Below are 11,337 nucleotides of genomic sequence, written 5' to 3' on the forward strand. Positions count from 1 at the left end.
GACGGCTTTCGAGCAACCTGCTACGGATTCGACAAAGTTGAGACAGCACTGAGAGATTCGTTCATCTTCAAGAACGAGGATCTCAAGGTGGCTCGCTTAGTGCTTGACTACAATCCACGCACGCAGGTCGCTCTAGACGCGACTCCTATCTAATCAGTCGGCAATCCTGAGGCGGGGTTTTCTGGGAAAGATGCTTGCAGTCTCCCGGACACGGCTGCTCGCGGTCGACATCAGCGATTAATTGCTCACGGAGATTGGTGTCTGGCGGCCCTCAAATACCAGAATAGTGCCACTCGGCATCCATTACTGCACCGCATCTCCGCACATCGCGAGACGTCTCTAACTCAAATACCGGATCGCCATTGCTTGAGATAAAGGAGTTACGTCCGTCTATGTGCTCAATAGCCGGACGAACTTCACCTGAACTTCGTCCGGCGTTGAGTGCAGCGCGACAATGAGATTGACCTTGGCGATAGCGTTGTTGGATTCGTCCCAACTAAGGAGTTTCCATTTACCACAACCGGTTTTAGTAGAGAGACTGCGACCTTGTCGCAGCCTCTTCAGCCGTAGAAGGTTCCAGATTACTTCTTGTGCTCGGCCGACTTGCCGTGGGCCTCAGTGGACTTGCCGTGCGCTGCAGTGGATGCTGTATGTGCGTGCTCGGATTGAGTGTGTGCTTCGTCATGGTTACCTGCATCGTGCAGGTGGGCTGCTTTAGTGTGCTGCTCCGCTGCTTCTGTGTGATGCTTCGCTGCTTCGAGATGCTCGTGCTTTGCCATAGGGATTCCTCTTCGTGGAGGGCTACTCCAGACGGCTAAGACGGAGTTGAACCTTCTGTCGTTATCTGACTAGAGCATCGATTCATCAACACTTAATTACACCTCTTACTCCAGCCGTCACTCCGATCGAAAATGCTCTGACGTTAAGAGTGTCGTGTTATTAATTATGTGGCGCATTTCGGTGCTAATTAATTGGCGCATCTGTTCGCGTGGAAGCACTCCGTCATCACGGTCGCGTCGCGCCGATCTCAGAATTTGGTGGAGCAAACATGGGCAGGAATCTGTCCTCAACATCCCCGCTTCATCTCCGGCACCAAGATTACGGGGCGCTCCACTTCGGCCTGCTTCAACACAGACACAATCTGTTCCACACAAAACTTCTTCTTCATGGCAAATCCCTCACGCACTCTCCGGGTAGGTTTTTGCCGAAGTACTAACTCTGAAATTGGATCAGTTCTAGCCGGGCCCTTCACCGGTCGAAGACTAACTCTGACCTTGGTATAGAAATGCTGGGCCCTTCAGGCCCATCAACACTAACTCTTCCAACGACACAAAAGATCTGGCACCCCAAGGCGGTCCGGTCGCTTCCTTCCTGAACGAAGTGACTCTCTCACCAGAGGCGGAAGTCTTGTTTGCTTAAGGCACATGGGGAGCGGCTGAATGAGTCAATTCGTCATTTCCTTGGCCCTTCTTTCTGAAGAGCCACCTGCCGTCCGAACGAAAATCAGGGAGACGAGTCTCTTCGGCTATGCCTTAGAAATTCTTCTCCCTGCTTTGTTTGCGACCCCTTGGACGACTCTCACTTCGTCCAAGGGTCTATTTCAGATTCACCGGCGACAAGCTTATTCCACGACGCCGTCCTTGCGGGGAGACTCTGACAATCTGCTCGTCGTAGTTGGCCTGTTGACGGGCACCCTACGGAGCGAGCGCTTCCACTGGTCAAGCAACGTGGCGCGATTCTTGCTCAGGTCTACCCCGCTGCGCAGAGTTGGATAACGGAAATCGCCCACGGTCCCGGTCCAGAGGATGCGGTTGAACTTCGGCGTGTCGAGCTTGTCTTCGACGGTGAAGTTCATCCCCTTGGTCTGTTCGGCCCACCAGTCGGAACCGTGCAGCGGGTAGTACGCTACCGTTTTGGCTGGGAAGGTGATCGGCAAAGTGGTGCTGGCGAGGTATTGCGAAGGAACAGCAGTGAACTTCCACTCCTTCTTGCGCAGGTCGAAGGCGGTCGACATGGGTTCGGCGTGCGCGTCATTGAGGTTCAGGTGTGGAATGCCGAGGACATCTTCAATCGTGCGGACGAAGTTGACCGTGTTGTATCGCTTCGAATCGACAAAGCCATGCTTGACGTAGGGTCCGATGATGAAGGCAATGCTACGATGCGCGTCGACGTGATCGGCGCCATCCTGGGCATCGTCCTCGATGACGAAGATCAGCGTGTTGTCCTTGTACCGGCTGTTGGCGACCGCCTGGGCCACGAGACCCACCGCGTAGTCGTTGTCCGCCATCTGCAACTCCGGCGTGTTGACGCCGTTGATCGCAGTGGAGAAGTTGCCCGTATGGTCGTGCATCAACCGGAGGAGCGTCAGGTTCGGCAAGCCACCTTGCGTCACGTAGTTCTGGAACTCACGGTTCCACTCGGTGAAGCGGAAGTATTCAGGGAAGCTGTTGTCGAATCCGCGGAAGTAAGGATCGGTAAACGGAGTGAGGGCGGGGTTGGTGGAGAAGGCCACCTGCACCGGCGGAACCAGTGTGGCGGGACTGGTAAAGAGCGGGATGCCGCCCAGCGACGGAGGAGCGATGTAGCGAACGATATCGTTGAACATCCCGTAGTCGCGCACGGTGAGACCGGCTTTGAGCGCCGAGTTCCAGAGATAGCCCTGGCCGGGCTCGTCATCGTCGCTATCCGGAGCGGCTACGTTGGCGGTGCCGGGCAGGAGGTTGGGGTCCGGGGTGAACTTTGGCCCCGTCACAATGAGGGCCGGATCGGCTGCGGTGCGCGCAAGGATGTTGCCGATGGCGACGTTGACGTTCCGGTTGGTTCCCTCGGAGTCGTTGGAGAGACCGCCGTGGGCCCCGTAGTTGACCGGAATCTCCTTCTCAATCACGTCCGTGGAGCGAGCTGAAGTGGACCAGGGCCAGCCGTCGCCGCTGACGTCGGAGGTGTCGTAGAAGTTATCAAAGTCGACGAACTTGCTGGCGATCGCGTGCAGGTTGGGGGTCGTTGCCGCGCCGTACATCGTCAACGAGGGGTCGCCGTTGCCTTGCTCCAGGTCGCCGAGGATCTGGTCGTAGGTGCGGTTCTCTTTGATGATGTAGATCACGTGCTTAATCTTCTCGTGCAGCTCCGCCATGACCCGTTCCTGCTCGCGGTCATTTCTGGGATGAAAGTGGTCGTTCTCCAAAACCTTCAAGGTGAGCGCCTGAAGTTCGAAGCGTTCAGGTGCGGGCACAGTCTGAAATCCGGCCTTGGTGAGCTGCCAGATGTACTGGTTGGCGCTCCCGGTCTCTTCCTGCGGATTCGGGCCAGAGGCGCTCTTGCCGTTGACGATGTAGAGGGTCTTGCCATCGCCGCTGACCGAGACGGAGTTGGGATACCAGCCGGTGGGGATGAGGCCAATCGTCCGGCTATCATCAGCGTCTCTGTCGAGCTTGACCACGGCCACCGCGTTCTCTCCGCCGTTCGTGACGTACAACGTCTTTTCGTCTGGAGACAGGGCCAGGTTGTTTGGATTCGCGCCCTTGTAGCCATGCTTGTTCTCGTAGAACTCGAAGGGTGCCGTCACCGGAATCTCGGCCAGAACAGTGTTCGAACCTGTGTCGATCACAGCGACTGAATCGCTGTTGTCCTTGGCGACAAAGAGCCTGGACTCGTCCGCGTTGAGCAGCATCTTGTTGGGTTGACCGGGGACTTTGATGCGGCCCGTGACCGTTGGCGTTCCGGAGATGTCGACGACGTCGATCTCACGGTCGCGGATGCTGGAGATGTAGGCGGTCTTGTTGCCCTTGATCGAGACCCAGAACGGGAACTCGCCGCCGGGAACGCCGGTCTGCGCTGCGTTGATGACTCCTGGACGAAGGTCGAGTTCACTGGCTACTGTCCATACTCCCTTGGTCTTGGAGAGCACGGAGATGGAGTCGTTCTCATAGTTGGTCACGACGAGTTTGCTGCCGTCGGTGGTGGTAGCCACGCCTGCCGCTTCAGCCTGGATAGCGATGCCAAGTCCACCGAACTGGTCGAGGGCCGGGGCAGCCTTGGCAATATGGCCAAGCGCAATGGGGGAGCCGGCTTCTTCGGTCCACACACCTGCCACCTTGGAGTAGGCGTGGACGTTGTCGCTGACGCCGCCGCCGACGAAGAGCTCCGTGCCAGCGTGATTGAAGGCGATGCCGTTGTACGTGTTGGGAACGAGGATCACTTGCTTCTGGACAGCCGTGGGGCGAGCTACGTCGAAGACAAAGACATACTCATTCGAGTCGGCTGGATCGGAGGCACCGGTGCTTGGATTCGCCTCGGTGTTGTAACCGCTGGTGAGAACGACGAGCGTCTTCTTGTCTGGGCTGAGGGTCGTCTGAACGGCTTGCCCGGCAGTGAAGGCCGGGTTGTCTGTGAGTCCCGGGTTGAGCGCCTGGAAGCTCGAGCCGCGAGGGAAGAGCGGGGTGATGTGCTGGCCTGTCGAGAGAATCTGCGGTTCTCCGCTATTCAGCTGGGCAAGTGCCGCAGTGGCACCGCCGAGGATCGTTGACAGTACGGCAGCGGTGATCGCTGTTTGAGTCAATCTCTTTCGCACTTTTAACCACTCCACGGGTCAGATCTGTGAGTTTCTTCGAACAAAATGAACCCAGCGATATCTGCGCCGGGTCTTGAAGCGCGTTGGAGAAAATTGAGCGGGCGAAGTGTTCGGCCTGCCTTTTGGGATATCGCTCTGGATGAGGAAAGAAGCCGGGCGTGAAACCGTTCATCGCCAGCGATCCCAAGCTAGCGGAACAAAAGGGACGCCAACATGACACGAAGATGACGTTTTTGTCATCTTCCAGGAGTGTGGCGCGCATTCGGGCGAGACCGTAATCGAACGGAGAGAAAACTTTCACCCTGTGAATCTTCGATTTCGTTAACGGGATTTCACCGGAACATTACAGATTTGTCATCGTTTCCCTGTTGGCTGATCTGCGCAGCACAAACTCCGTTCTGTTGGGCGACTACAACATGTGCTCCTCCACTTCGCGTGGGCGCGTTGGCCCCGATGCTTTCGCTTTGATAAGGCAACGTACGCCTTCTGCCGGTCCACATGCCCGGCAGAAGGCAAGTCATACGTCTGAAAGCTCTTCTTCGGCCCCGTATTCGAGCAATTACGAACGATCTATCCAAATTGCAAGATGCCCAAACCGAAACAGGTTTTAGTAAACGCAAGCAGCCGGCGCGATTGGCGCGGTGAACGTCTTTTGGGAGACCACAGTATGCGATTGTCATCATTTCCTTCGATAGTCCAGCGAGGCTTGGCCTTTCTGCTTTTCGTCTGCGCTGCGTCCACGGTCTTCGCGCAGGTCGACCGCGCCAGCCTCACCGGCACAGTCACCGACTCAACGGGGAAGGTCGTCCCTGGGGTACACGTCGTGGCCTTCATGCGCGATACGGATCTCCGCCGTCAGGCGGTCACCTCGAATTCAGGGACGTACGATATTCCCGAGCTTCCGGTAGGGATCTACACGGTCTCTTTTACGGGGGACGGATTCTCGACTCTCAGCTTCGATCAGGTAGTGCAGACCGTGGGCCGTACGCGCACTCTGAACGCGACCCTGCGTGTGGCAGGCGGCGAAGAGCGTGTGACTGTCTCGGCGAGCTCGCAGCTTCTTGACCGCAACAGCAGCGCGGTGACGGCCTTGATCGAACGCAAGCAGGCCGACGAGCTGCCTCTGAATGGCCGCAATTGGGCGGCACTGACGGCCTTTGTGCCGGGTGCCATTGACACCGGCGGCAGCAACCAGCGGACGATTCGCTTCTCCGGACGCGGACTCGACGACAGTAACTTCACCTATGACGGCGTGGACTCCACCAACATCGTGAATCAGACGCAGCGAGCCTGGGTGCGGCTTGCGGTGCCGCTGGACGCGATCTCGGAGTTCCGCGTCGACTCGCTGACGGCGACCGCCGAGGAAGGCGCGACGGGCGGCGCTCAGTTGGCCATTACTTCACCCTCGGGCACAAACGCATTTCATGGACGCCTCTTTGAGTACCTGCGCAACGACATCTTCGACGCTCCCCAGCCGGAGTGGGCCTCCAACGGCCAGACGCAGCAGCCACTTCGTCTGAACCAGTTCGGCGGATCGCTGAGCGGCCCGGTCGTGCATGACAAGACGTTCTTCTTCATTGCTTCGGAAGCGTACCGGCAGAACTGGGGCTATCCGGTGGCCAGTGATATTCCGAGCGCTTCTCTCATTGCGACCGTTCCGGCTTCGTCGCCGGTCTATCCGATCATCACAGCCTTCCCAACCGCGGGCCCACGGAGCATCGTGACGCCTTACACGCCGGCCGACGACCCCAACGATCCGCACTACGCCGACTATGAACGGCTGACCTGCTCCTGCACGCAAGTGGTCAACGAGAACTCGGTAGTCCTGCGGTTGGACCAGACATTCTCATCGAAGACCACAGGCTACATGCGGTTCAACTACGACCGGTCGGTCGATACGCAACCGCTTTCAGCAGCCTCGACGGACCTGCAACAGAAGGTGTCAGCACCGGTCAATGGCGCGGTCGAAGTGTTGCATCTCTTCAGTTCCAACCTCGTAAACGAGGCCAAGTTCGGCTTCAACCGAGCTACGTCCAACACCTACAACAACAGCAAGACCGGCACTATCTATCTGATCGTGACCTCCGGTGGCCCCGGGCCGGGGTTCGGGGCTCAGAACTACAACTACAACAGCATCTATGTGGGCAACACGTTTTCTGGAATCGACAATCTGACCTGGTCTCGCGGGCGGCAAACGTTCAAGTTCGGCGGGGAGATTCGCCGCGTTCAACTGAACCAGGAGTACGGACAGCACGGAAGCGTTACCTTCTCCTCGATAGAGAACTTGGCGAAGAATGTGGTGAAGAAAGCAAGCCTGACAGGCGCGCTGCCGGTCAACCACCTGCGCAAGTTTGATACATTCTTTTACGCTCAGGACGAGTACAAGGTGCGGCCTAACCTCACGTTCAACCTCGGTTTGCGGTATACCGTCTATCAGATCTTCACCGAGGAAAATGGCCTGGCGAATCCTTTCGACTTCGACACCTGCGGACCGCAGGGGTTCTGCGGCGTGGGCGCGAGCTTCGGCAACCAGAACTACGGCGATGTCGATCCGCGCGTGGGCGTGATCTGGTCGCCTGGCAATGGCGGAAAGACCGTGGTTCGCGCTGGATTCGGGACCTATCACGAAGACGGGCAGTTGGACGATCAGAACCTGCCGGCCAAGAACGAGGTGCCGTCGTACAAGGTCACAAGCAGTTCAAGCCTGCCTGTCGGCTATCCGGTGGCTTCCTACTTTACGGGTGCGGGAACCATCTCGCCGAATGCGGAGCAGCGGAACCGCAAAGACTCGTATGTCGAGCAGTGGAGCTTTTCCGTGCAGCGCGAGTTGCCGGCGGAGTTCGTCAGCACGATCTCTTATCTGGGCAGCCACGGCGTCCATTTGTTGGACACCAATGTCGTGAACCTGCAAGATCCGACGACGAAGATTGCCCAATATCCCGCCTTTGCTCCCGCAATCGGATGGCGCGGATCGATCGGAATGAGCTCCTACGAGGGGCTCTCCCTTTCGTTGAGGAGGCCGTTCACGCGCAACCTTCTGGTGGCGGCAAACTACGCTTACTCGCACGAGATCGACGATGGTTCCAACGGCAGCGGCGACGGCGACGAGATCTCTCCACAGAACCCGCTCTGCCTGTCCTGTGATCGCGCCAGCGGAGCGTGGGACGCACGCCATGTCTTCAACGGCAATGCCGTCTATACTCTGCCCTTCGGCGTTGGCCAACCGATGCTTAACCAGCGTGGCATCGTCGACGCCGTCGCCGGTGGCTGGCAGGTGACGACCACAGCTCTTGCGCGCACCGGCTTTCCGATCAACGTGCTGCTGCCCAGCAGTTATGTGGCGGCCGATGGGGCAACCGGCACCGAACGCCCCGACCTGGTTCCCGGCGTCTCTCTCACCCCGCCCGGAGGCAGGACGATCGCTCATTGGATCAACCCTGCGGCGTTTGCTGCCCCGGCTGGAGAGTTCGGCACCGCGCCGCGCAATCTCTTTGCCGGTCCGGGGACGTGGCAGTTCGACCTCGGCACCGGCAAGACGTTCACGTTGAGCGAGCGGGCGCGACTGCAGTTCCGTTCGGAGTTCTACAACCTGTTCAACCATCCGCAATTGGGTCAACCGCAGGCTACATGCAACCTGTCGGCCTCTGGTTGCGCTTCGGGCTTCGGAAGCATCATCAACTCGGTGAGTCAGACCCTATCGCCGATTACCCCGGTTGGATCGGGAACGCCGCGAGCCATCCAGTTCGCGTTGCGGCTCGAGTTCTAGACCAGAAGCTGCAAGCAAGCGGCGACCCCGAAAAAAGAACGGGTTCGCCGCTTGAATCAAGGACCGAAGTCGCGAAAGAGGCTGGATGTGTGGATGCATTTAGAGACCGCAAGAGTGCTCTTACTGGTGGTCGCGGTCTTCACTGCTCAAGCCCTGCCGGCGCAAAGCCTCCCTTCGTTCTCCGGAGTCTGGAAGCAGAGCGACGACCGTAGCCAGCCCGCGCGAAAAGGAGACATTACGCTCAAGATCGACCATCGCGATCCCGAGTTAGCCGTTGAGACGACGATCCTTCGCGGTTCCGGCGCGCCCCGCGTTGCAAAGCAGCAATACACCACCGACAGCAAGCCATCCACGAGCACAGGCGCGGATAACGATGAGTTTCTTACGTCCATTGCCTGGAAGGACAACGAGCTCGTCGTCAGCATCGAAGAGCATGAGGATGGATGCACCCTTCGATCCAGTGAGACCTGGAGCTTGATCGAAGGATGGAGCCGCACTCAAGCGAGTTCGGGAGCGGTCTGCCGGCAGCCAAAAGCAGACGTTCATTTACCTACGCCCGGACACAAAGGGAGCCGCCCGGGCACCGATATCGAAGCAGAACACAAGCAAAGCAGCACTGGTGAATCGCGGATGAGAGTTCTCGTTATCGAAGATGAGTCCAAGACAGCGAAGTTCCTCAAGAAGGGGCTTTGCGAAGCCGGGTTCCTCGTTGAGGTTGCTACCGACGGCCTCGATGGACTGGAGCAAGCGCAGGGCGGCGAGTTCGACCTGATCATTCTGGACGTGATGCTCCCGCGCCTGGATGGCTGGCATGTGCTTGCGCGGATGCGCGAATCGGGTTCGGTCTTGCCTGTCTTGTTTCTGACTGCGCGCGATGCGGTCTATGAACGGGTAAAAGGCTTCGAACTAGGGGCAGACGATTACCTGGTCAAGCCCTTCGCCTTCTCGGAGTTGCTGGCGCGGGTGCGGTCGTTGTTGCGACGTGCGCAGCAGCGGCCGCACTCCGGCCAGCAGGAGACCCTGCGCCTGGCGGATCTCGAGATCGACGTTCCGCGGCAACGCGCGACGCGCGCCGGTCACCGGCTCGACTTGACCGCGAAAGAGTTTCTGCTGCTCTCGCTGTTTGCCCGCAGGCCAGGCGAGGTTCTTTCGCGAACACTGATCGCGGAGTCGGTATGGGACATGAACTTCGATAGCGACACCAATGTGGTGGACGTAAACGTGCGCCGCCTGCGCAGCAAAGTGGACGATCCATTTCCCGTCAAGCTGATCCATACGCGGCGTGGTGCCGGCTATGTAATGGCGCACGACCAGTGACTCCCAGCCAGGGACTCGCACCTCCGCCGCGGTTCTGGAGATCGCTGGCGTTTCGGCTGTCGGCAGGGTACGCTCTCGCGGGTTTTGTCCTTGTCTCGCTCGCGGCGGCGAGCCTTTATTTCATGCTGCTCTCGGGATTGGAGCGGAGCACCGATGAGTTCCTTGCGGACAAGCTACATGTCCTGCGTACGATGCTGCGCGAGCGGCCCGACGACCTCGATGGACTGCGGGAAGAGATCGAGCTCGAATCCGCTGCGCGGCGATACGAGCACTTTTATATTCGCTTGCTCGACGAAAAGGGCGACCCACTGCTGACGACTCCGGACATGGCCGAGGAAGTTGACCTGACGCAATTTGCCCGCGAGACCCAGGGCACACCGGAGCGCACGATTCCGGTGAAAGGAAGTCACGGACAATCGTTTCGCATCGCCAAGGCGCAGGCGCAGGTAGGAACGGTCGGCTCCCATAGCGACACGATTCAGATTGCGATCGACGTCTCCCAGCAGGAGAAGCTGCTCGCGCGTTTCCGGCTTTGGTTCTGGTCCATCCTGTTGGCGACGTCGGCCGTGTTTCCCGTGGTGGGCTACTTCCTCGCGCGCCACGGGACTCGACCGATGGAGGAGATCGCGGCGACCGCGCGCCGGATCAGCTCGACTAATCTCAAGGAGCGCATCGACGCGGAGGGGTTCCCGCTTGAACTGTCGTCACTGGCTGGGACGTTCAACAAGATGCTGGACCGGCTGCAGGAATCGTTTGAACGCATCTCACGCTTCTCAGCCGACATCGCCCACGACCTACGCACGCCAGTAAACAACATCCGCGGCGAAGCCGAGGTTGCCCTGGCACGGGCCCGCACCGTCGACGAATACCGCGAAGTGTTGGAGTCCTCGCTGGAAGAGTCGGTACGGCTGTCCGACCTGATTGGCAACCTGCTCTTTCTGGCTCGAACAGAAAGCCCGCTCGTTCATCTGCGATGGGAGCAGGTGAACGTGACCGAGCTTCTCGAAGGGCTGCGGGAGTACTACGAAGCGCCGGCTCTGGAGGCGGGCATATCGCTGCGAACTAGAGCCGGCGGCGGCCCGGTGGTTGCCAGACTGGATCGCATACTGATGCAGCGGGCGGTCGACAACCTGATCTCGAATGCGATTGTGCACACCCCGCCCGGCGGGACGGTGGAGCTGGCAACCTGCATCGAAGGCGCAATCATTCGCATCGACGTCCGAGACACTGGGGCCGGGATTCCGGCGGAGGCATTGCCGAAGGTCTTCGACCGATTCTTTCGCGTCGATCCCTCACGCTCGCAGGCATCAGGCGGTACAGGACTGGGCCTTGCCATCGTCCAGGGCATCGTCTCGTTGCATGGCGGCAGTGCCGAGATCACCAGCCAGCCAGGCCTTGGGACGACAGTCACCCTGCGCATTCACAGGAATGCAACGTCATGACGAAAGCGTCATCTTGACGCAATGCTGGCGTCATTTCTGCCCCGTTAGTGTTAGTGCGGGTTTCCTGTTGAGTCTGTTCTGCGATCAGTTCCCAGTGCGGCGCCAAACCGGCCGGTATGGTTCTCGATTTAGTGCCGCCTTCCGAGCTGTAATGTATCTGGCCTCCCAAGCAATGCCAAGCTGTGCAGCCAGTCCTCCGGTTGCGCGAGGAAAGCAATCAAAGCACCACCAAAGTTCCAAGG

5 protein-coding genes are annotated in these 11,337 nt (G+C 58.9%); 3 read left to right on the forward strand and 2 right to left on the reverse strand.

All coding sequences use genetic code 11. The annotated features are described in order from the left end of the window. Positions 1-581: 581 nt before the first annotated feature. Positions 582-779, reverse strand: coding sequence for a hypothetical protein (locus HDF16_RS26550; protein WP_184223372.1), 198 nt, complete (start codon positions 777-779; stop codon positions 582-584). Between the two features lie 842 nt (positions 780-1,621). Next, the gene (locus HDF16_RS26555; RefSeq protein WP_221313227.1) at positions 1,622-4,570 is read right to left on the reverse strand and encodes a bifunctional YncE family protein/alkaline phosphatase family protein; all 2,949 of its coding nucleotides are present in this window, start codon (positions 4,568-4,570) and stop codon (positions 1,622-1,624) included. A 667-nt stretch (positions 4,571-5,237) separates the two neighbouring features. Between HDF16_RS26555 and HDF16_RS26560 the strand changes: the two genes are divergently transcribed. The 3 genes from HDF16_RS26560 to HDF16_RS26570 all read left to right on the forward strand — a co-directional run bounded on the left by HDF16_RS26560 (position 5,238) and on the right by HDF16_RS26570 (position 11,095). Next, positions 5,238-8,336, forward strand: coding sequence for a TonB-dependent receptor (locus HDF16_RS26560; protein ID WP_184223374.1), 3,099 nt, complete (start codon positions 5,238-5,240; stop codon positions 8,334-8,336). A gap of 93 nt (positions 8,337-8,429) precedes the next feature. Continuing rightward, positions 8,430-9,653, forward strand: coding sequence for a heavy metal response regulator transcription factor (locus tag HDF16_RS32225; RefSeq protein WP_432432293.1), 1,224 nt, complete (start codon positions 8,430-8,432; stop codon positions 9,651-9,653). Then, complete coding sequence (locus HDF16_RS26570; protein WP_184223376.1) at positions 9,650-11,095, forward strand: heavy metal sensor histidine kinase; 1,446 nt, start codon at positions 9,650-9,652, stop codon at positions 11,093-11,095. The genes HDF16_RS32225 and HDF16_RS26570 overlap by 4 nt, the downstream gene beginning before the upstream one ends. Positions 11,096-11,337: the final 242 nt, after the last annotated feature.

This window comes from Granulicella aggregans (assembly GCF_014203275.1).
In the GTDB taxonomy this organism is placed as follows: domain Bacteria; phylum Acidobacteriota; class Terriglobia; order Terriglobales; family Acidobacteriaceae; genus Edaphobacter.